Source organism: Shinella zoogloeoides (assembly GCF_022682305.1).
In the GTDB taxonomy this organism is placed as follows: Bacteria; Pseudomonadota; Alphaproteobacteria; order Rhizobiales; family Rhizobiaceae; genus Shinella; species Shinella zoogloeoides_B.
This window is the reverse complement of record NZ_CP093528.1, coordinates 1,161,795-1,182,065: the sequence shown is the minus strand read 5'-3', so window position 1 is coordinate 1,182,065 and position 20,271 is coordinate 1,161,795. Positions and strand designations below refer to the sequence as shown.

Below are 20,271 nucleotides of genomic sequence, written 5' to 3'. Positions count from 1 at the left end.
CTCAATTTTCCAGGCAATACCGGACCCGAGGCCGCTTCGCGCCCCGCCGGAATTGCGCCGGTCGCATCAATTCCTTGTCGCTTTTACAGCGCTTGGCAAGATGCGCCGGCTTGTTTAGAGATCGTTAGCCACGCTTGTTCGTCATAAATTTTCCATCGGGGCGGAGACTCTTGGCTCTGGCGTCAGCCTGAAGAAAGCTTATATGGCCATGGCAAAACCGATGGCGTCATGACCCGAAACGGCAACAGCCCGTCGGAAACACGGACCAAACGATGAAACTGATCGAGCGCTATATCCTGCGGCGGGCGTCGCTCATGTTCGCCGCGACACTGCTGCCGCTGCTCGGCATCGTATGGGTCACGCAGGCGCTCACCAGCATCAACCTCGTCACCGACAGCGGCCAGTCGATCTTCGCCTTCCTGAAGCTGGCGACGCTGATCCTGCCCTCGGTCATCCCGATCATCCTGCCTTTCGCGCTCGTCATCGGCGTATCGCAGACGCTCACCGTCATGAATGCCGATTCGGAGCTGACCGTGCTGAATTCGGCCGGCAGCTCGCGCTCGACCATCATCCGGCCGATCATGGTCCTTGCCATCGCGACGAGCCTCGTCTCCTTCGCCATCGACAATTTCGTCGAGCCTTATTCCCGCATGGCCGTGCGCAAGATGATCGCGACCGCGCATGCCGACATGCTCTCCTCCGTCGTGCAGGAAAACACCTTCCGCAAGGTCGCCGACGGCCTTTATGTCCAGGTGGCTGAACGGCGCGGCGGCGGCGTGCTGCACGGCATCTTCGTCGCCGACAACCGCGATCCGCGCTTCGAGATGGTCTATTACGCCCGCGAAGGCGCGGTGGACGAGAAATCCTCGGCGCTGGTGATGAAGGACGGCGAGGTGCACCGCAAGCTGCCGGATGGCAACGTCTCCGTCATCAAGTTCGAATCCTACGCCTTCGACCTCGCCGACCTGACGCAGAGCACCGGCAGCGCGAATATCCGCGCCAAGGACCGCGACCTGCCCTATCTCTTCAATCCGGATCCCGACGACCCGCAGCTCAAGAGCCATCCGGGTTCCTTCACCGCCGAACTGCACCGCCGCTTCACCGAATGGCTGTTCCCGATCGTCTTCGGCCTGATCGCGCTCGTCGTCAGCGGCGATGCGCGTTCACACCGCGAAGCGCGCATGCATCCCATGGTCACCGCGCTGCTGACCGCGCTCTTCGTGCGCTGGGCAAGTTTCTATGCATCCAACAGCGCCGAGGAATCAGTCTATTTCATACCGATCATGTATCTGATCCCGATCCTCACCGCGGCGCTCGCCATCCGCTATCTCGCGCGCAACAAGAGCCTCGACATTCCGGCAACGATCAGCGACCGCCTGCGGGAACAGCGCGAGCGCCTGCTCGCGCGCTTCCGGAAAGCCGGAGCGGCCTCCGCGAGCGGGAGCGGCAAGCCATGATTCGCACGCTCGGGCTTTATTTCTTCCGCCGCTATGTCGTCACCACGATCTGGTTCCTGCTCGGCATCTTCGCGCTGATCTTCATCATCGATTTCAGCGAGATGTCGAACCGCATAGGTTCCCTGCCCGGCTATACGCTGTCCACCGGCCTGCTCGTGACGGCGCTGCGCATTCCGATGATCATGATGCAGACCGTGCCCTTCGTCGCGCTTTTCGCCGGCATGGCCGCCCTCATCTCGCTGAACCGGCGCTACGAGCTGGTCGTGACGCGTGCGGCCGGCATTTCCGTCTGGCAGTTCCTGCGCCCCTTCGTTGCCGGCGCTTTCCTGTTCGGCGTGCTCGCGGTACTCGTGCTCAATCCGCTGGCGGCCTGGGGCAGCCGGACGGCGCAGGAATTCGAAACCTCCTGGGGCGCGACGAGTGGCGGCCGGTCGGAAAACGCCGTTCCGTGGATCCGCCAGATCTACGGGAAGGACGAGGCGATCATCGGCGCGAAGGCGGTTCTCGACAATGGAACGCGGCTTGTGAACGTCTCCGTCATCCACTTCGATTCCGACAGCCGGATCGTGCTTCGGCAGGATGCCGCCTCGGCCACTTTGGAAGATGGTTACTGGCTTCTTAAGAATGTGCACGAGACGCGAACCGGTGAACTGCCCGTTCGTCTCGATGAGGTACAGCTTCGTACCAACCTGAAACGGGAATTCGTTCAGGAGAGCCTGGAAAAGCCTGAAAGCATTGCCTTTTTCGACCTCGGCCGAAAGATAGAGGCCGCAAGGTCCTTCGGCTTCCCGACGAATGCGATGGAAACGCAGTTCCATTCCATGCTTTCGCTGCCGCTGCTCCTGGTTGCGATGACCCTGATCGCGGCCTGTGTATCCTTGAAATTTAGTCGGTTTAATCAATCGCGTGCGGTGATTCTGGGTGGAATCCTTTCGGGCTTCATGCTTTATGTCGTCACCGTGCTTGTGAAGGCATTCGGAAGCAGCGGTGTTGTTCCTCCGTTCGTTGCGGCCTGGCTCCCAGTAGTCGTCGCAATGTCCCTGGGGGCAACGATTCTTCTGCATCAGGAGGACGGCTAGTGGCGGCAGGCGACCGCAAAAAGAATCGGTGGTTGAAAGCCGCCCTGCTTGCAGGTGCGGCCACGTGCGCCCTCATGCCCGCATTCTCCCTTCCCGCATATGCGCAGGCAGTCGATAGTTCGACGCTGCAGCCGAACATTCCCGAGGACAGCAAGCTGCTGCTCGCGGCCAATGAACTCGTCTATAACAATGACAACGAAACGGTCGTCGCCCGCGGCGCCGTGCAGATCGATTACGGCGGCTACAAGCTCGTCGCCCGTGAGGTCGTCTACGACCAGAAGACGGGCCGGCTGAAGGCGCGCGGCAACATCGAATTCATCGAACCGACCGGCAATCGCATCTACGGCGACGAGATGGACATGTCGGACGACTTCGCCAACGGCTTCATCAATGCGCTGCGCATCGAGACGACCGACCTTACGAAGCTGGCCGCCACCAGCGGCGAGCGCGTCAACGACGAGGAGATGATCCTCAACCACGCCGTCTATACCGCCTGTACGCCCTGCGCCACCGACCCGACCCATCGCGGCATCTGGGAAGTCAAGGCCGAGCGCGTCGTGCAGAACGGCCGCACCAAGACGATCCGCCTCGAACGCGCCCGCTTCGAGATGTTCGGCAAGCCGATCGCCTATATCCCGGTGATCGAAGTGCCGGACCATACCGTCAAGCGGAAGACCGGCTTCCTCTTCCCGCAGTTCAGCATGACGCAGAAGCTCGGCTTCGGCGTCACGGCGCCCTATTACATCGCCATCGCGCCCGACATGGACGCCACGCTGTCGCCGACCGTCCTGACCAACCAGGGCTTCCTGATGGAAGGCGAGTTCCGCAAGCGCTTCCATAACGGCCAGGTCACGCTGCGCGCCGCCGGCATCCGGCAGATGAACGCGGAAGACTTCACCGACCATACGAGCGACTGGGAAGAAGACGGCTTCCGCGGCATGGTCGCCTCGACCGGCCACTTCCAGATCAATCCGCGCTGGACCTTCGGCTGGCAGGTAATGGCGCAGAGCGACAACAATTTCTCGCGCACCTACGAGATCAAGGGCTTCGCCGGCTCAACCAATGTGAACCAGGGCTACCTTTCCGGCCTTGGCCGCCGCAACAGCTTCGATCTGCGCGCCTTCTACTTCGACGTTCAGGACGCCGACCCCGAGGACAAGGCGGAGCGCCAACAGGCCATCGCGCAGACGCTCGACCACGAATATATCGTTCCGCAGCCCGTGCTCGGCGGTGAACTCAGCGTCACGACGAACATCACCAATACCGACCGCGACCTCCCCGATACCTATACGACGGTATACGGCGTCGACCGCTTCCGCGGCCTCGAAGGCGGCATGACGCGGCTGACCAGCGAACTGGAATGGAAACGCCAGTTCATCGTGCCGGGCGGCCTGGTCCTGACCCCGCTGCTCGCCGCACGCGGCGACGTTCACCGGCTCGATATGCGCCCGCCGGTCGGCTATGCCGGCTCCTTCGTGCCGGACGACAGCGCGACCCGTTCCATGCTGACGGCAGGCCTGGAGGCTCGCTATCCGGTCCTCGTGACGACAGATTACAGCACGCATCTCTTCGAGCCGATGGCGCAGATCTATGCGCGCCCCGACGAGGACCATGCCGGCGGCCTGCCGAACGAGGATGCGCAAAGCTTCGTCTTCGATGCCACCAACCTCTTCGAGCGCGACAAGTTCTCCGGCTTCGACCGGATCGAGGGCGGAACGCGCGCCAATCTCGGCCTGCGCTATACCGGCACCTTCGACAATGGTGTGCTCCTGCGCAGCATCGTCGGCCAGTCCTTCCATCTTGGCGGCGTGAATTCCTTCGCCACCTCGGATCTCGTGAATGCCGGCTCGGATTCGGGGCTGGAAACGGATGCGTCCGACTATGTCGGCATGACCGGCATCGACCTGCCGAACGGCATTTCCTTCACCACCAGCGCGCGGCTGGACAAGGACGATCTCTCGCTGCGCCGCAACGATACCTCGCTGCGTTTCAATGGCGACAGTTTCGAGACCGAAATCATCTATACGCGCATCGGCGCCCAGCCGCGCTACGGCCTGGCGGACACGTCCAGTGAAATTCAGGGCGCCGCCGCCCTCAAGTTCCACGATTACTGGTCCGTCTTCGGTTCCGTCACCTACGACATCGGCAATCACATCGTTTCGCGCAACGGCGTCGGCCTTTCCTATGACGACCGCGACACCGTCTTCTCGATCGTCTACGAGCAGACGCGCGACAAATCGAGCAGCCAGGCGAACGACTGGTCGATCGGCGCGCGCCTGATGTTCCGCACGCTCGGCGACATCCAGATCGGTGAGACGACGCTTACGGGCTTCTGACAGGCCCGCAAGCTGCTCTTGTCATCGTTTGGCCGCATGTATTATGCACATCGGGACAAAGCGCCTGCCGCCTCGCGCGTTCGGTTGACGATATCGCATGGCAGGCGCGCGGATGCAGGTTGGATTTGAAAGAGGGACTGGCATTATGGGCAGACAATCTCCGATGCGCGCCATGATGATGGGCGTTGCGCTGGCAGCAGCAGTGACGATCACCGTCCCGGCAGGCAGCGTGCAGGCCGCAAGCTCGGTCGTCGCGGTCGTCAACAACACGCCGATCACCAGCGGTGATCTCGAGCGCCGCGTCAACTTCCTCAAGCTGCAGCGCGCCAAGGGCAACCTGCGCAGCGTCGCCCGCGAACAGTTGATCGAAGACACGCTGAAGCGTGCGGAGATCCTCAAGCAGCGCGCTTCCGTCAGCACGGCGGAGGTCGATGCCGCCTATGCGCGCTTTGCCTCGTCCAACAAGCTGTCCACGGAGCAGCTCGCCAAGGTCCTGAACCAGGCCGGCGTCGGCCCCGAGCATTTCAAGCAGTTCATCGCCCTTCAGATGAGCTGGCCCCGCGTCGTCAATGCGCGCTTCGGCCGTGAAGCCAACGGCAAGAGCCTTGTCGAACGCATGCAGGAAAACGGCGGCAAGAAGCCGGTGACGACCGAATACTTCCTCAAGCAGGTCATTTTCGTCGTGCCGGAAAAACGCCGCAACGCCATTCTCGGCAAGCGCAAGGCGGAAGCGGAAGCGTCCCGGGCCAAGTTCCCCGGCTGCGACCAGGCCAAGGCCTTCGCCGCGACGATGCACGATGTCTCGATCCGCGACCTCGGTCGCGTCCTGGCACCGCAAATGCCGGAGGACTGGAAGCCGCTGATCGAGAAGGCCAAGGGCCAGACGACCGGCACGCGTGTCACTGAGCGCGGCGTCGAATATCTGGCGATCTGCAAGCAGCGCGAAGTGAACGACGACGTCGCCGCCGAAATGGTGTTCCGCGCCGAGGACCTCGCCAAGGCGAAGGGCGGTGAGGAAGACGCCAACAGCAAGAAATACGTCGCCGAGCTGCGCAAAAAGGCGACGATCACCGAACGCTGACCCATGGCGCCCCGTTCGCGGGGCGCGCTTCTCACAAGCGGCAGGGGCCTCATGACGACGACGAACACGCCGCCGCTGGCGCTCACCATGGGCGATCCGGCAGGGATCGGGCCTGACATCACGCTGGCCCTCTGGTCGGCCCGCGAAACGCTTTCCCTCCCCCCCTTCCTCTTCATCGGCGATGCGCAGGTCCTTCGGGATCGCGCAACGGCCCTCGGCCTGCAGGCGGCCGTTGCCATGGCCGAACCGGAAACGGCGAATGCCATGTTTTCCAATGCCATTCCGGTCCTTGCCTCCGATTGCAGCATCCCGGTTGCCGCAGGCGCGCCCGACTCTCGCAATGCCGCCGCCGTCACCGGCGCCATCGAGAAGGCCGTCGCGCTCACCATGGCCGGCCGCACCGCCGCCGTCGTGACGAACCCGATCGCCAAGGCCGTGCTCTACGATGCCGGTTTCAATTTCCCCGGCCATACCGAATTTCTCGCGGACCTCGCGATCAAGGCGACGGGCCAGGCCTCCCTTCTGCCCGTCATGCTGCTGGCCGGGCCGAAGCTGCGCGCCGTGCCCGTCACCATCCACATTCCGCTGAAGGATGTTCCGGCCGCGCTGACGGAAGACCTCATCGTTGAGACAGCAACAATCACCGAACGGGATCTGCGCCAGCGCTTCGGCATATCGCGGCCGCGCCTTGCCCTTGCCGGGCTCAACCCGCATGCCGGCGAAGGCGGTGCGCTGGGGCTGGAGGACGACGCCATCGTACGCCCCGCCGCCCTGCGGCTGAAGGCCGCCGGCATCGACGCAGTCGGCCCGCTTCCGGCCGATACGATGTTCCACGATGCCGCCCGCGCCACCTATGACGTTGCGCTCTGCATGTACCACGATCAGGCGCTGATCCCGGCCAAGGCGCTCGGCTTCGACGATTCCGTCAACACCACGCTGGGTCTGCCCTTCATCCGCACCTCGCCGGACCACGGCACGGCCTTCGCACTCGCCGGCAAGGGCGTTGCAAAGCCCGACAGCCTGCTTGCCGCCCTGCGGCTCGCCCATGAACTCGCCGCCCACGAGCGGATTGCAAGGGAGGCACGCTGATGGCGGCACTCGACGGACTTCCGCCCCTGCGCGACGTCATCCAGCGGCACGGGCTCGACGCCAAGAAGGCGCTCGGGCAGAACTTCCTGCTCGATCTCAATCTCACGCAGAAGATCGCCCGCACCGCCGGCCCCATCGAGAACCATACGGTGATCGAGGTCGGCCCCGGTCCCGGCGGCCTGACGCGCGCCATCCTGGCGCTCGGCGCAAAGCGCGTGATCGCCATCGAGCGCGACTCCCGCTGCCTGCCGGCGCTGGCGGAGATTTCCGAGCACTATCCGGGCCGATTGACCGTTATCGAAGGCGATGCGCTGAAGGTGGATTTCGAGGCGCTGGCGCCGGGCGAACCCGTGCGCATCATCGCCAACCTGCCCTACAATGTCGGCACGCAGCTTCTCGTCAACTGGCTGCTGCTTAAGACATGGCCGCCCTTCTGGGAATCGCTGACGCTGATGTTCCAGCGTGAGGTGGGCCTGCGCATCGTCGCCGAGGAGAACGACGACCATTACGGCCGGCTCGGCGTGCTCTGCGGCTGGCGCACCGATGCCCGCATGGCCTTCGACGTGCCGCCGCAGGCCTTCACGCCGCCGCCGAAGGTGACGTCCTCGGTGGTGCATCTGGAGCCGGTCGCCAATCCGCTGCCCTGCGATGTGAGCGCGCTGGAGCGCGTCACCCACGCCGCTTTCGGCCAGCGCCGCAAGATGCTGCGCCAGAGCGTGAAATCGCTGGGTGGCGAGGCCTTGCTGGCAAAGGCGGAGATCGATCCGCAGCGGCGGGCGGAGACGCTGAGCGTGGAAGAGTTCGTGCGGCTGGCCAACGCGCTTTGAAATAAAGAGGGGTAGCCCCTCATCCGGCCACCTTCTCCCCGCAAGCGGGGCGAAGGGATATGCCGTGCGGTTTCCCCAGACAAGAACCGTTCGTGGGGCACGTCCCCTCTCCCCGCTTGCAGGGAGAGGGTTAGGGTGAGGGGCAGAGCTGCCCGTTCGCAAATTTTACAGAACCGGCTTTTCCGTCACCAGCCTGGTCACGAATTCGAACAACCCGTGCCGGCGGTCGCGGCGCAGGCGCTCGGCCTTCACGATGCTCTGCACGGCGTCGAAGGCGACCGAGAGGTCGTCGTTGAGGATGACGTAATCGTATTCCCGCCAGTGCTCGATCTCGGCGCGGGAATTGGCGAGGCGCGTCTGGATAACCTCTTCCGTGTCTTCCGCGCGGCGGTGCAGGCGCGATTGCAGCTCGGTCATCGAGGGCGGCAGGATGAAGATGGAGACGACGTCGGCCGGCATCTTTTCCTGAAGCTGCTGGGCGCCCTGCCAGTCGATGTCGAAAAGCATGTCGCGGCCGGCGGACATGGCGGCTTCCACCGGCTCGCGCGGTGTGCCGTAGAAATTGCCGTGCACCTCGGCCCATTCGAGCAGCGCATCGCTGTCACGCAGGCGTTCGAATTCCTTCTGGTTGATGAAGTGGTAGTGCCGGCCGGCGATCTCGCTGGCGCGGCGCTGGCGCGTCGTCACGCTGACCGACAGGCTGAGGCCGGGATCGGCTTCCAGCAGGTTACGCGCGATGGTCGACTTGCCGGCGCCGGACGGCGAGGAAATGACGAGCATCAGCCCGCGGCGCTCGATATGGATCTGTTTCGACGGCTCGGCCATGGCCTACTCCAAGTTCTGGACCTGTTCGCGGAACTGGTCGATGACGACCTTCAGTTCGATGCCTGCAGCCGTTACAGCAGCGGCGTTCGACTTGGAACAGATCGTATTCGATTCCCGGTTAAATTCCTGTGCGAGAAAATCGAGCTTGCGGCCGATGGGACCGCCGCCGGCGATAAGCTCGCGCGCAGCAGTGACATGCGCCTTCAGCCGGTCGATCTCCTCGCGCAGATCCGCCTTGGTGGCGATGAGCGCCGCTTCCTGGTGCAGCCGGTCGCGGTCGAGCGTGCTCGCCCCCTGCAGCAGCGCTGCGACCTGAGCGGCCAGCCGCTCGGCAATCGCCGTGACGCCGCGCGAGGGATCGGCTTCGACCGTCGCGGTCAGCACCTCGATGCGGGCGACCTGCCCGAGCAGAACCCCGGCGAGCGCCGCCCCCTCCTTGCGCCGCATATCCGCAAGACAACGCACGGCCTCGGCAAGGCCTGTCCGGATATCGCCGTCGCGCGCATCGCGTTCGGCCTCACTCTCTTCGGCCTCGCGGAAATCCACGATCCCGCGCACCGAGAGCAGCGTGTCGAGCCTGACCGGCGCGGGATCGACGATGCCGGCGAGCCTGCCGCGCAACGCCAGAACGGCGGCCAGCGCCCCCTCGTTCACCACGGCCTCGACCTGCGCCTCGCTGACGCTGACCGCAAGACCGATCTGGAGGTTGCCGCGCGAAAAAGCTTCACCCGCGAGCCGGCGTACATCCGCCTCCAGCGCTTCCAGCCCGGGCGGCAGGCGCAGGCGCAGGTCCAGTCCCTTGCCGTTGACGGAACGCAGCTCCCACGCCCAGCGGGTGCGTCCGCTCGTCCCCTCGACCCGCGCGAAGCCGGTCATCGATTGCAATGTCATGTCAGCCTCCAATGGCGCCCGTCATGGCGCGGGCGGCCGGATGCGCGCGGCAGGCGCGCCATCGTCTCCGCCAAAGTGAAGCAGTTTCCCGGGCTTGGAAACGGGCAAGCGCATGGAACGGCCCGCGATCCACATCAAAGGTGTGCCCGGAAACGAAACGGCCCCGGACGCCAGGCGCCGGGGCCGTTCCTCAATCTCGCCCAACCCTCATTGCGGGTCGGTCGCGCCCGCCTCCTTGGCGGCTTGCGTGGCCTTCTCCGCCTCCAGCTTGCGCCAGCGACGGACATTCTGGTTGTGCTCGTCCAGCGTCTCCGCGAAGACGTGACCGCCCGTGCCGTCGGCGACGAAATAGAGGTCCGAGGTGCGGGACGGATTGGCGACCGCCTCCAGCGCCGCACGGCCCGGATTGGCGATCGGCGTCGGCGGCAGGCCCTTGATGACGTAGGTGTTGTAGGGTGTCTGCTTTTCGAGGTCCGACTGGTAGATCGGCCGGTCGGCCGGCTTACCTTCGCCGCCGAAAATACCGTAGATGATCGTCGGGTCGGATTGCAGGCGCATGCCCTTTTCAAGCCGGTTGAGGAATACCGAGGCGACGCGCGAGCGCTCGTCCGCCCGGCCGGTTTCCTTCTCGACGATGGAGGCGAGCGTGACGAATTCCTCGCGCGTGGCGATCGGCAGGTTGTCGTCGCGGCGCTCCCAGATCTGGTCGATCAGCGACTTCTGCGCATCCAGCATCTGGTGCAGGATGTCGGCGCGCTTGGTGCCGCGCGAGAACTTGTAGGTATCGGTCATCAGCGAGCCTTCGACCGGCAGTTCCTGCGGCAGGTCGCCTTCAAGAACCGGGTCTTCCGCCAGGCGCTTGAACACCTGCTTGACCGTCAGGCCCTCCGGCACGGAGACGCTGTAGAGGATCGACTTGCCGGATTTCAGCAGTTCGACGATCTCGCGCATCGAGGCGCCGGCCTTGATCTCGTATTCGCCGGCCTTCAGCGTCTCGCCGTCGAGATAGATGCGCGAGAGCACGCGGAAGACGCGGCCGTCGGTGATGATATTGTTGCGCTCTAGGTTGGCGGCGATCTCGTTGGTGCCGGCTCCGCCGCGAACGATGAAGTTCGTGTTGGCGGTCAGCGGCCCCTGCTCCTCGTAGCTCTTCACGCCGTAATAGAAGATGGCGACGCCGATGATGGTGGCGAACACCACCACCGTCATGACGAAATTCAGGAAGATGACGACCTGGCTACGGGCCTTGCGCGAACGGCGGCGGCTCGGCGGCTCGGGCACCTGTTCGGGGCGCAGGGCTTCCTTGGCGGATTTGGGGATGATGCGCGGCTGGCCAGTGGCCTCGCCGCGACCGAACTGCATCTCGCCGGAATCGTTCGTGTCGCTCACGGACTGTCCTCATGGGTTTGGGCATTGCTAGACGTCTTCCAGCAGAGCAATACGGCAAAAGCGGGATCAAGCCGCTCTTCACATTCGGGTGCGGGCGCGCCGGGACATCACGTCCCGGCCGGGGATCAGGCTTCGTAGCGCTTCAACACCAGCGAGGCATTCGTTCCGCCGAAGCCGAACGAGTTGGACAGCGCCACGTTGATCTCGCGCTTACGCGCCTTGTGGGGCACCAGGTCGATCTTCGTCTCGACGTCGGGATTGTCGAGGTTCAGCGTCGGCGGCGCGATGTTGTCGCGGATCGCGAGCGTCGCGAAGATCGCCTCGACCGCACCGGCCGCACCCAGAAGGTGGCCGATGGCCGACTTGGTGGAAGACATGGAAACACGGGAGGCGGCATCGCCGACCAGACGCTCGACCGCGCCAAGCTCGATCGTGTCGGCCATGGTGGAGGTGCCGTGCGCGTTGATGTAGTCGACTTCGCTCGCCGGGATGCCGGCGCGCTTCAACGCCATGGTCATGCAGCGGAACGCGCCGTCGCCGTCCTCGGACGGTGCGGTGATGTGATAGGCGTCGCCCGAAAGGCCGTAGCCGACGACTTCGGCGTAGATTTTCGCGCCGCGCGCCTTGGCGTGTTCCAGCTCTTCCAGGATGACGATGCCGGCGCCCTCGCCCATGACGAAGCCGTCGCGGTCGCGGTCATAGGGACGCGAAGCCGCTGTCGGGTCGTCGTTGCGTTCGGTCGACAGCGCCTTGCAGGCGGCGAAGCCCGCAAGAGCGATGCGGCAGATCGGCGATTCGGCGCCGCCGGCCACCATGACATCGGCATCGCCCAGCGCGATCAGGCGGCTGGCATCGCCAATGGCGTGCGCGCCGGTCGAGCAGGCGGTGACGACGGAATGGTTCGGGCCGCGCAGCTTGTGCCGGATGGAAACATGGCCGGACGCGAGATTGATCAGGCGGCCGGGGATGAAGAAGGGCGAAACGCGGCGGGGACCCTTGTCGCGCAGCGTATAGCCACCCTCGACGATGCCTTCGAGACCGCCGATGCCGGAGCCGATGAGCACGCCGGTCGCGATCTGGTCTTCGTCGGTCTTGGGATGCCAGCCGGCGTCGGCGAGCGCCATGTCGGCGGCGGCCATCGCATAGACGATGAACGGATCGACCTTGCGCTGTTCTTTGGGTTCCATCCACTGGTCGGCATTGTAGGTGCCGTCGGAACCGTCACCGAGGGGAATGGAGCAGGCGATCTTGGCGGGGAGGTCTTCGACCTCGAAGGCGGTGACCCTGGCGGCGCCGCTGCGGCCTTCGAGAAGCCGGCTCCAGGTCACTTCGGTGCCACAGCCAAGCGGGGATACCATGCCGGTACCCGTGATAACGACACGCCTCATCGTCCGTGATCCACCCTTTGTATTCGTATCCGTTGCCTCAAGCAGAGGTGCGGCCTCCGGACGGAGACCGGGACGGGCCGCCCGAAAGCGGCCCGCCGGAAATCAGATCAGGCCTGGGCCTTCTCGATGAACTTGACGGCGTCGCCGACCGTCAGGATCGAGTCAGCGGCATCGTCCGGGATCTCGACGCCGAATTCTTCTTCGAACGCCATGACCAGTTCGACGGTGTCGAGCGAGTCCGCGCCAAGGTCATCGATGAAGCTTGCGCCTTCGCTGACCTTTTCGGCGTCAACGCCCAGATGATCAATGACAATTTTCTTTACGCGTTCTGCTACGTCGCTCATGTCGGATTCCTCGACCTTCGTTTTTTTGATCGGCGCCTTCACGGCACCGGACACTCAACACGCCCGATGTGCCTCAAGAACACATCCGGCAATCCCTTCAACCGGCAATGCGGGATCGACGATCCTTTTGCGTATCGCCCGATCGCTCAGGCTTTTGCCGGTCGACTGCTGGCAGTCATGGCCCGATTAACACGGTTTATGCCTGCCGCAAAGCCTGAAAATGGCGGGCGCGCCAGCGGTCAACATGCAATTTATGCTGCTTCGCCGGGCGCTTGGGCCAGCTTCAGATCATCGCCATGCCGCCGTTCACATGCAGCGTCTGGCCGGTCATGTAGGACGCTTCCGACGAGGCGAGGTAAGCGACGGCCGACGCGACTTCCGCGCCGGTGCCCATGCGCTTCATCGGGATGGCCCCCATGATCGCTTCCTTCTGCTTGTCGTTCAGCTTGCCGGTCATCGCGCTTTCGATGAAGCCCGGGGCCACGCAGTTGACCGTGACGTTGCGGGTCGCGATCTCCTGGGCCAGCGACTTGGTGAAGCCGATCATGCCGGCCTTGGAGGCGCAGTAGTTCGCCTGGCCCGGATTTCCGGTGACGCCGACGACCGAGGTGATGTTGATGATGCGGCCGTAGCGGCGGCGCATCATGGGGTGGGTCAGCTCGCGCGTCAGGCGGAACACGGCCGTCAGGTTCACTTCGAGGACGGCATCCCAGTCCTCGTCGCTCATGCGCACGAACAGGCCATCCTTGGTGATGCCGGCATTGTTGACGAGGATGTCGACGCCGCCGAGATCGGCTTCCGCCTTCTCGCCGAGCGCCTTGACTTCGGCGCGGTCGGATAGGTTTGCCGGGAAGATGTGGACGCGTTCGCCAAGGTCGTTGGCGAGGGTTTCCAGCTTCTCGACGCGGGTGCCGTGCAGGCCGACGAGCGCTCCTTGAGCGTGGAGAACGCGGGCGATCTCTTCGCCGATGCCGCCGGATGCGCCGGTAACGAGAGCCTTGCGGCCGGTAAGATCAAGCATGGTTCCGTTCCTTTAAAGAGAGATCAGCCGATGAGCGCTGCGAGCGCGCTGTCGATATCGGCGGGGGTGTTGATGGCGATGCCGGTGACGGACTTGTCGATGCGGCGCGCGAGGCCGGTCAGCACCTTGCCGGAGCCGACCTCATAGAGCGTCGTCACATCGTTCTTGCCGAACCACTCGACCGTCTCGCGCCAGCGGACCTGGCCCGTGACCTGCTCGACGAGGAGCTTGACGATCTCCTGCGGGTCGCTGACCGGGGCGGCGCGCACATTGGCGACAACAGGCACGACCGGAGCCTTGGCCGCAACAGCAGCAAGCGCCTCACGCATGGCGTCGGCGGCGGGCGCCATCAGGGCGGAGTGGAAGGGGGCGGAGACGGAGAGCATCAGCGCGCGCTTGGCGCCCTTCTCCGTGGCGAGCCGGGCTGCGACTTCCACGGCCGGCTTGGAACCGGAGATGACGAGCTGGCCGCCGCCATTGTCGTTGGCGATCTGGCAGGAGCCGCCGGTGGAGGCTTCCTTGCAGATGGCTTCGACGTCTGACTGCTCAAGGCCGATGATCGCGGCCATGGCGCCCTCGCCGACCGGAACGGCCGACTGCATGGCATTGCCGCGGATGCGCAGGAGGCGCGCGGTATCGGCCAGCGAGAAAGTGCCGGCGGCACAGAGGGCCGAATATTCGCCGAGCGAATGGCCGGCGACGTAGGAGACCTGATCCTTCAGCGACAGGCCGCGCGCTTCCAGAACGCGCATGACGGCGATGGAGACGGCCATCAGCGCCGGCTGGGCGTTGGCGGTCAGCGTCAGCGTTTCTTCCGGCCCTTCGAACATGATGGTGGAAAGCTTCTGGCCGAGGGCCTCGTCGACTTCCGCGAAAACGGCGCGCGCCTCGGGGAAGGCGTCGGCGAGATCCTTGCCCATGCCGACGGCCTGGCTGCCCTGGCCGGGGAAGGTGAATGCTACGCTCATAGGGGTTTCTCCCGTCTTATGTTTCCTTTTCCATTCACATTCCGGCCCCGCAAGTCAAGGCGTGCGGGCATCCTCGCCCCGTACCGGCCCATGCTTTCCAAGGCCTTCGCACAGGGAATCGCGGTTTTGCGTCTTGCACTTCGTCAGGACCGGCCTACATTCGCGCCGTTTTCCAAAGACAGGATTTTCCTCCCATGAAATACAATCCGCTCGGCCGGACCGGCATCAGCGTGTCCGAGATTTGCCTCGGCACGATGACCTGGGGCTCGCAGAACAGCGAGCAGGAAGCCCACGACCAGCTCGACTACGCCTTCTCCCAGGGCGTCAACTTCATCGATACAGCCGAACTTTATCCGACCACGCCGCTCTCCCCCGAAACGTATGGCGACACCGAACGCTTCATCGGCTCGTGGATGCAGGCGCGCGGCAATCGCGACAAGGTCATCCTCGCCTCCAAGGTCGCCGGCCCCGGCCGTCCCTATATCCGCGGCGGCGCGCCGATGAGCCGTGCGGGCATCCTCGAAGCCATCGACGACAGCCTCGCGCGTCTCAAGACCGATTACCTCGACCTCTATCAGCTGCACTGGCCGAACCGCGGCCACTATCACTTCCGCAATGCCTGGGGCTACGACCCGTCGAAGCAGGACCGCGAGAAGGTGGCGGCCGAATTGCTGGAGGCGCTGGAGACGGTCGGCGACCTCGTGAAGGCCGGCAAGGTGCGCGCGCTCGGCCTTTCCAACGAGACGGCCTGGGGCACGATGCAGATGCTCAAGCACGCCGAGGACAAGGGCCTGCCGCGCGTCGCATCCATCCAGAACGAGTACAACCTGCTCTACCGGACCTACGACCTCGACCTTGCGGAACTGTCGCATCATGAAGAGGTGGGGCTGCTTGCCTATTCGCCGCTCGCCGCGGGGCTTCTGACCGGCAAGTATCTCGACGGCGCGCGGCCGGAAGGCTCGCGCCTGACCAAGAACGGTGATCTCGGTGGCCGCTACCAGCCGCTGCAGGAGCCGGCGGTGCGCGCCTATGTGGAGCTTGCGAAGGAAAACGGCATCGACCCGGCGCAGATGGCCCTCGCCTTCTGCCTGACGCGGCCCTTCATGGCCTCCGTCATCATCGGTGCGACGTCGATGGAGCAATTGAAGACGGATATCGGCGCGGCGGACCTGACGCTCTCAGTCGATGTGATGAACGGCATCCGCCGTATCCACCGGCTCTATCCGGCGCCGATGTAAAAAGAGAAGACCGGGCGGCCGAAATCAGCCGCCCGGTTCAGGCGTCAGTGGATGGGCTTGGGTTCCTGCGTTTCCGGCAGCAGCCAGTTCAGGAAGACCGCGCTGAGGCCACCGGTCGCAACGCCCGATTCCAGCACGCTCTTCACGAAATTCGGCATGTGCGAGACGAATTCCGGCACCTGCGACACGCCGAGGCCGAGCGCCAGCGAAATCGAGATGATCAGCAGCGCACGACGGTCGAGCTGAAGGCCGGCGAGGATGTTGATGCCCGAGGCGGCGACCGCGCCGAACATAACGATGACCGCACCGCCCAGAACCGGCTCCGGCACCGCCTGGATGACGCCGGCGATCGTCGGGAACAGGCCGAGCAGCACCAGCACGGCGGCGATATAGACGCCGACATGGCGGCTGGCGACGCCGGTGAGCTGGATGATGCCGTTGTTCTGCGCGAAGACCGAGCTCGGGAAGGTGTTGAAGATACCGGCAAGCAGCGAGTTCACGCCGTTGACGAGCACGCCGCCCTTCACGCGCTCCATCCAGACCGGGCCTTCGACAGGCTCATTCGAGATCTTGCTGGTGGCGGTGATGTCGCCGATGGCCTCAAGCGAGGTCACGAGATAGATGACGACCATGGGTGCAAAGAGCGCCCAGGAGAAATCCAGCCCGAAATGCAGCGGCGTCGGCACCTCGAACCAGGCGGCCTGGTGGACGCCGGAGAAATCGAGGCGGCCGAGCGCGGCGGCAAGCGCATAGCCCGCACCGAGCGCGATGATGATCGCGGCGCTGCGCACCCAGACGACCGGAATGCGGTTCAGCACGATGATCAGGCCCAGCACGGTGCCCGACAGAAGCAAGTTCTCGCCATTGGCGAAGGTGCCCGACTGCATGGCGCCGAAACCGCCGCCCATGCTGATGAGGCCGACCTTGATGAGCGTGAGGCCGATCATCAGCACGACGATGCCGGTGACGAGCGGCGTGATGAGCTTCTTGACGAAGGGCAGGACGCGCGAAAGCCCCATCTCGATGAAGGAGCCGGCGATGACCACGCCGAAGATCGCCGCCATGACGGCCTCGACGGGCGTGCCCTGCTTGACCATGAGCACGCCGCCGGCGATCAGCGGGCCGACGAAGTTGAAGCTGGTGCCCTGGACGATCAGCAGGCCCGCGCCGAGCGGACCGAAGCGGCGGCACTGCACGAAGGTCGCGATGCCGGAGATGACCAGCGACATCGAGACGATCATGTTGGTGTCGCGCGCCGGGACGCCGAGGGCCTGGCAGATCAGGAGGCCAGGCGTGACGATCGGCACGATGATGGCGAGCAGGTGCTGGATGGCGGCAAGGAGCGCGATCACCGGCTTCGGCTTGTCCTCCAGCGCGAAGACCAGGTCGTCTGCGGGTGTCGACGGTGCTTCCGGATGGGTATGGGCGTTCACGAGCGGCCCTCCCATCGGTTTGCAGTTTCATTGCACGCGATCGTGCGATCTCGTGCCTCGGCACGATGGTCGTGGTGCGCCATGGCTTCTCCTCCCGGCAATTTGGAATTTCCCGAAGCCTCCAGCTCGGGCACGGGAAACTAACCGAGTTGGCCGAGGAGGAAATCTCCCCCGTTTCCTGAAAGAGTTTCTTGCGTTCCAAGGGAGAACCCGAAAAAAGAAACCCGCCGTCTCCGGCGGGTTTCCCTTGTGCCCCATGCGGGTGGCGTTACGGCGTTGTCGTCGTCGCGCCGCCGCCCTCTGCGGGCTGTTGCACTGTGCCCGGCTGGCTTTCCAGCGGCTTCATGTCGCCGGCTGCGCCGCCCGACTGACCATCGCTCGCCGCACCACCGGCCGGCGCGCCGTTCTGCGTGCCGATGGCCGAGGTGTTGGCGTTCGGGTCGACGCCGTCGCCCGGGGTTCCGCTGCCGACGAAATAGAAGATGCCCACCGCAATGAGCACGGCGGCGATCACGGCCACGGCCCATGTACCCGTGCCGCCGCCCTGGCTGATGACCGTCGGGCCACGGTCCTCCAGCGGGGGCGTCATGCGGTCCTCCAGGCGATCTTCCGGGGGACGATTGACAAGGTTGGGGTCCTGCATGTCTCTCACTCCATCTTGTTGGATCGACGGAAAAACGCAGCGCATCCCGATTGGTTCCCACCCTGTCCCGCGATGGGGCAGGCGCATTTGCGGCACGGGCCTTGCTTTCCCGCGAAAAATCCGTATAAGCGCGCTGTTCAAAACACCCGGGTCACCGGCTGGTGGCTGAACGGAGGGCCGGCAAATCACAAGATCTGCCGTTTGGGGCCAAGGGCTCCGGCCTCCCGTGTCTCCGCTCTCGACCGTCTGGATTAACGCTTTTCTTGCTTCGGGCCTATGGCCCCTGAGAACTGTCGTTGAGGCTTGGCGCCGGTTTCGGGTGTAGTTAAAACGCAAGAAAGGCAAAGCCACATGGCTCTTTACGAACATGTATTCCTGGCCCGCCAGGACGTGTCCGCCCAGCAGGTCGACGCTCTCGTCGAACAGTACAAGGGTGTGATCGAATCCTTCGGCGGCAAGGTCGGCCGGGTTGAGAACTGGGGCCTCAAGTCCCTCACCTACCGCATCAAGAAGAACCGCAAGGCGCATTACGCGCTGATGGACATCGACGCTCCGGCCGCCGCCATCCACGAGATGGAACGCCAGATGCGCATCAGCGAAGACGTTCTTCGCTACATGACCGTCGCCGTGGAAGCCCACGAAGAAGGCCCGTCGGCCATGATGCAGAAGCGCGACCGCGACGACCGTCCGCGCCGTGATGGCGACGACCGTGGCCCGCGCCGCGACTTCGGCGACCGTCCGCGCCGCGACTTCGGCGACCGCCCGCCGCGTGGCGACCGTCCGGCCCGCGAAGACCGCGCATAATCGAAGCTGAAGGAGATTAAGACTATGGCTGATGTTTCTTCCGCTCCGGCACGCCGTCCGTTCCACCGCCGTCGCAAGACCTGCCCCTTCTCGGGCGCAAACGCTCCGAAGATCGACTACAAGGACGTCCGTCTTCTTTCGCGCTACATTTCCGAGCGCGGCAAGATCGTTCCGTCCCGCATCACGGCCGTTTCCCAGAAGAAGCAGCGCGAACTGGCCAAGGCCATCAAGCGCGCCCGCTTCCTCGGCCTGCTGCCCTACGTTGTAGCGTAATCACGCTGACCCTGCGGCCTGACTCGACGTCGGGCCGCGGCACATGACTCAAGGGGAAGACGGCTTGCCGCCTTCCCCATCTCCCTTCCGCGTTGGGCGCGGATCGGAACCGCCGGCTTCCCGAAGCCAAAACCCATGTTGGGGAAACGTTCCTGAATCGCTTTGTCAGGAAACTCCTCTAACTGTCTGACCGGACAGGACAGCGAAACGTGAAGACCCTGACGCCATCCTCGATTGCGACCGGCCTCGTTGCCGGTGTGACCGCCGCTCTGCTTTCGCTGAGCGCGAACACGCAGTCGTCGCTTGCGATCGTGCTTTACGCCGCGTCCGCCCTTCCCATCCTGATCGCCGGCCTCGGCTGGGGCAATGCCAGCGCCTTCATCGCCGTCGTCGCCGGCGGCCTGACCGCGTCGGCGCTCGTCTCCTCGCATTTCGCCGCGCTGATCGTCCTCATCACGCTGATCCCCGCCGGCTGGCTGAGCAACCTTGCCAACCTTGCGCGCCCCGCCTCCGAACTCGGCGGGCCGGACAATGCGCTCGCCTGGTATCCGCTGTCCAATATCCTCGCGCACCTTGCCGTCATGGTGACGCTCGGCATGATCGCCGTCGGCGCGATCGTCGGCTACAACAGCGACATGGCCAGCAAGCTCGTCGACATCGTCATCGAGACGCTGAAGGCGCAGGAGCCGCTTTACAATCCCGATGCCGCCGCCATCGCGCAGTTGAAGTCCATCTTCTCGCTGGCGCTGCCGCTGGTGCAGGGCGCGCTGTGGGTGTTCCTGCTGTTCGCGGCCTATTACGTCGCGACATTCATCGTGCGCGCCTCGGGCAAGGGCCTGCGCCCGCGCGAGGACATGCCATCCACGCTGCGCATGCACCGCAATGCCATCTTCCCCTTCCTCGCCGGTCTCGTCCTCGCCTTCACGGGCGGCGTGCCGGCGATCATCGGCGCGCTCGCCTGCGGCACCTTCGGGGCCGGCTTCGTGCTCGCCGGCTTCGCGAGCCTGCATTTCAGGACGCGCGGCAAGCCGTGGCGGGTCGTTGCCCTGTGGTTCGCCTATGTTTCGGTATTGCTCTTCACGATACCGATCTTCGCCATCCTTCTCCTCGGCCTGATGGACACGCGGCGCACCATAGCGCTGACGCCCACCACGCCGGCGGAAAAGAAACACCAGAATATCTGAA

19 protein-coding genes are annotated in these 20,271 nt (G+C 64.6%); 10 read left to right on the top strand and 9 right to left on the bottom strand.

Going from position 1 to position 20,271, the window contains the following annotated elements; all coding sequences use genetic code 11:
• Window positions 1-272 precede the first annotated feature (272 nt).
• The 6 genes from lptF (at window position 273) to rsmA (ending at window position 7,869) form a co-directional block, all read left to right on the top strand.
• A complete protein-coding gene (gene lptF / locus MOE34_RS06075; RefSeq protein WP_242221905.1) occupies window positions 273-1,457 on the top strand; it encodes an LPS export ABC transporter permease LptF in 1,185 nt (394 codons plus the stop codon).
• On the top strand, window positions 1,454-2,536 hold the full coding sequence (gene lptG / locus MOE34_RS06070) for an LPS export ABC transporter permease LptG (RefSeq protein ID WP_242221903.1): 1,083 nt from the start codon (window positions 1,454-1,456) through the stop codon (window positions 2,534-2,536). The genes lptF and lptG overlap by 4 nt, the downstream gene beginning before the upstream one ends.
• The gene (locus MOE34_RS06065) at window positions 2,536-4,872 is read left to right on the top strand and encodes an LPS-assembly protein LptD (RefSeq protein WP_242221901.1); all 2,337 of its coding nucleotides are present in this window, start codon (window positions 2,536-2,538) and stop codon (window positions 4,870-4,872) included. The genes lptG and MOE34_RS06065 overlap by 1 nt, the downstream gene beginning before the upstream one ends.
• Before the next feature lie 145 nt (window positions 4,873-5,017).
• Window positions 5,018-5,953 (top strand): SurA N-terminal domain-containing protein, encoded by a 936-nt coding sequence (locus MOE34_RS06060; RefSeq protein WP_242221899.1) that lies wholly within the window; start codon window positions 5,018-5,020, stop codon window positions 5,951-5,953.
• A gap of 51 nt (window positions 5,954-6,004) precedes the next feature.
• A complete protein-coding gene (pdxA, locus tag MOE34_RS06055; RefSeq protein ID WP_242221897.1) occupies window positions 6,005-7,042 on the top strand; it encodes a 4-hydroxythreonine-4-phosphate dehydrogenase PdxA in 1,038 nt (345 codons plus the stop codon).
• Complete coding sequence (rsmA, locus tag MOE34_RS06050) at window positions 7,042-7,869, top strand: 16S rRNA (adenine(1518)-N(6)/adenine(1519)-N(6))-dimethyltransferase RsmA (RefSeq protein WP_242221895.1); 828 nt, start codon at window positions 7,042-7,044, stop codon at window positions 7,867-7,869. The genes pdxA and rsmA overlap by 1 nt, the downstream gene beginning before the upstream one ends.
• Window positions 7,870-8,034: 165 nt before the next feature.
• On the opposite strand, the gene gmk is transcribed toward rsmA, so the two are convergent.
• The 7 genes from gmk to fabD form a co-directional block, all read right to left on the bottom strand.
• Window positions 8,035-8,694, bottom strand: a complete 660-nt coding sequence (gene gmk, locus MOE34_RS06045) for a guanylate kinase (protein ID WP_242221893.1) — start codon at window positions 8,692-8,694, stop codon at window positions 8,035-8,037.
• A gap of 3 nt (window positions 8,695-8,697) precedes the next feature.
• The gene (locus tag MOE34_RS06040) at window positions 8,698-9,585 is read right to left on the bottom strand and encodes a YicC/YloC family endoribonuclease (protein ID WP_242221891.1); all 888 of its coding nucleotides are present in this window, start codon (window positions 9,583-9,585) and stop codon (window positions 8,698-8,700) included.
• A 207-nt stretch (window positions 9,586-9,792) separates the two neighbouring features.
• Window positions 9,793-10,974, bottom strand: a complete 1,182-nt coding sequence (mltG, locus tag MOE34_RS06035; protein WP_242221890.1) for an endolytic transglycosylase MltG — start codon at window positions 10,972-10,974, stop codon at window positions 9,793-9,795.
• Window positions 10,975-11,099: 125 nt separating this feature from the next.
• A complete protein-coding gene (gene fabF, locus MOE34_RS06030) occupies window positions 11,100-12,362 on the bottom strand; it encodes a beta-ketoacyl-ACP synthase II (protein WP_160784927.1) in 1,263 nt (420 codons plus the stop codon).
• Between the two features lie 107 nt (window positions 12,363-12,469).
• A complete protein-coding gene (locus tag MOE34_RS06025) occupies window positions 12,470-12,706 on the bottom strand; it encodes an acyl carrier protein (RefSeq protein WP_018327362.1) in 237 nt (78 codons plus the stop codon).
• 283 nt (window positions 12,707-12,989) lie between these two features.
• The gene (gene fabG / locus MOE34_RS06020; RefSeq protein ID WP_242221888.1) at window positions 12,990-13,727 is read right to left on the bottom strand and encodes a 3-oxoacyl-[acyl-carrier-protein] reductase; all 738 of its coding nucleotides are present in this window, start codon (window positions 13,725-13,727) and stop codon (window positions 12,990-12,992) included.
• A 23-nt stretch (window positions 13,728-13,750) separates the two neighbouring features.
• Window positions 13,751-14,695 (bottom strand): ACP S-malonyltransferase, encoded by a 945-nt coding sequence (fabD, locus tag MOE34_RS06015; protein ID WP_242221886.1) that lies wholly within the window; start codon window positions 14,693-14,695, stop codon window positions 13,751-13,753.
• Between the two features lie 194 nt (window positions 14,696-14,889).
• Here fabD and MOE34_RS06010 point away from each other — a divergent pair, with 194 nt between their 5' ends.
• Window positions 14,890-15,933, top strand: coding sequence for an aldo/keto reductase (locus MOE34_RS06010; protein ID WP_242221884.1), 1,044 nt, complete (start codon window positions 14,890-14,892; stop codon window positions 15,931-15,933).
• Window positions 15,934-15,977: 44 nt separating this feature from the next.
• Here MOE34_RS06010 and MOE34_RS06005 read toward each other — a convergent pair whose 3' ends face one another.
• Window positions 15,978-17,366, bottom strand: a complete 1,389-nt coding sequence (locus MOE34_RS06005; protein ID WP_242221882.1) for a nucleobase:cation symporter-2 family protein — start codon at window positions 17,364-17,366, stop codon at window positions 15,978-15,980.
• 268 nt (window positions 17,367-17,634) lie between these two features.
• Window positions 17,635-18,009 carry a hypothetical protein gene (locus tag MOE34_RS06000; RefSeq protein ID WP_242221879.1) on the bottom strand — a complete coding sequence of 125 codons (375 nt, stop codon included), beginning with the start codon at window positions 18,007-18,009 and terminating at the stop codon, window positions 17,635-17,637.
• Window positions 18,010-18,360: 351 nt separating this feature from the next.
• On the opposite strand from MOE34_RS06000, the gene rpsF reads away from it, so the two are divergent.
• The 3 genes from rpsF (at window position 18,361) to MOE34_RS05985 (ending at window position 20,270) form a co-directional block, all read left to right on the top strand.
• The gene (gene rpsF / locus MOE34_RS05995) at window positions 18,361-18,813 is read left to right on the top strand and encodes a 30S ribosomal protein S6 (RefSeq protein WP_242221877.1); all 453 of its coding nucleotides are present in this window, start codon (window positions 18,361-18,363) and stop codon (window positions 18,811-18,813) included.
• A gap of 24 nt (window positions 18,814-18,837) precedes the next feature.
• Window positions 18,838-19,086, top strand: coding sequence for a 30S ribosomal protein S18 (rpsR, locus tag MOE34_RS05990; RefSeq protein WP_023515801.1), 249 nt, complete (start codon window positions 18,838-18,840; stop codon window positions 19,084-19,086).
• 209 nt (window positions 19,087-19,295) lie between these two features.
• Window positions 19,296-20,270, top strand: coding sequence for a YybS family protein (locus MOE34_RS05985; RefSeq protein ID WP_242221875.1), 975 nt, complete (start codon window positions 19,296-19,298; stop codon window positions 20,268-20,270).
• The last annotated feature ends 1 nt before the right edge of the window (window position 20,271 follow it).

Excerpts from the sequence above, each read along its gene's own strand:
- lptF (WP_242221905.1), top strand. The coding sequence starts at position 273 with ATGAAACTGATCGAGCGCTATATCCTGCGGCGGGCGTCGCTCATGTTC.
- gmk (WP_242221893.1), bottom strand. The coding sequence starts at position 8,694 with ATGGCCGAGCCGTCGAAACAGATCCATATCGAGCGCCGCGGGCTGATG.
- MOE34_RS06000 (WP_242221879.1), bottom strand. The coding sequence starts at position 18,009 with ATGCAGGACCCCAACCTTGTCAATCGTCCCCCGGAAGATCGCCTGGAG.
- MOE34_RS06060 (WP_242221899.1), top strand. The coding sequence starts at position 5,018 with ATGGGCAGACAATCTCCGATGCGCGCCATGATGATGGGCGTTGCGCTG.
- pdxA (WP_242221897.1), top strand. The coding sequence starts at position 6,005 with ATGACGACGACGAACACGCCGCCGCTGGCGCTCACCATGGGCGATCCG.
- fabD (WP_242221886.1), bottom strand. The coding sequence starts at position 14,695 with ATGAGCGTAGCATTCACCTTCCCCGGCCAGGGCAGCCAGGCCGTCGGC.
- fabG (WP_242221888.1), bottom strand. The coding sequence starts at position 13,727 with ATGCTTGATCTTACCGGCCGCAAGGCTCTCGTTACCGGCGCATCCGGC.
- MOE34_RS06010 (WP_242221884.1), top strand. The coding sequence starts at position 14,890 with ATGAAATACAATCCGCTCGGCCGGACCGGCATCAGCGTGTCCGAGATT.
- lptG (WP_242221903.1), top strand. The coding sequence starts at position 1,454 with ATGATTCGCACGCTCGGGCTTTATTTCTTCCGCCGCTATGTCGTCACC.
- rsmA (WP_242221895.1), top strand. The coding sequence starts at position 7,042 with ATGGCGGCACTCGACGGACTTCCGCCCCTGCGCGACGTCATCCAGCGG.
- rpsF (WP_242221877.1), top strand. The coding sequence starts at position 18,361 with ATGGCTCTTTACGAACATGTATTCCTGGCCCGCCAGGACGTGTCCGCC.
- MOE34_RS06040 (WP_242221891.1), bottom strand. The coding sequence starts at position 9,585 with ATGACATTGCAATCGATGACCGGCTTCGCGCGGGTCGAGGGGACGAGC.
- MOE34_RS06025 (WP_018327362.1), bottom strand. The coding sequence starts at position 12,706 with ATGAGCGACGTAGCAGAACGCGTAAAGAAAATTGTCATTGATCATCTG.
- rpsR (WP_023515801.1), top strand. The coding sequence starts at position 18,838 with ATGGCTGATGTTTCTTCCGCTCCGGCACGCCGTCCGTTCCACCGCCGT.
- fabF (WP_160784927.1), bottom strand. The coding sequence starts at position 12,362 with ATGAGGCGTGTCGTTATCACGGGTACCGGCATGGTATCCCCGCTTGGC.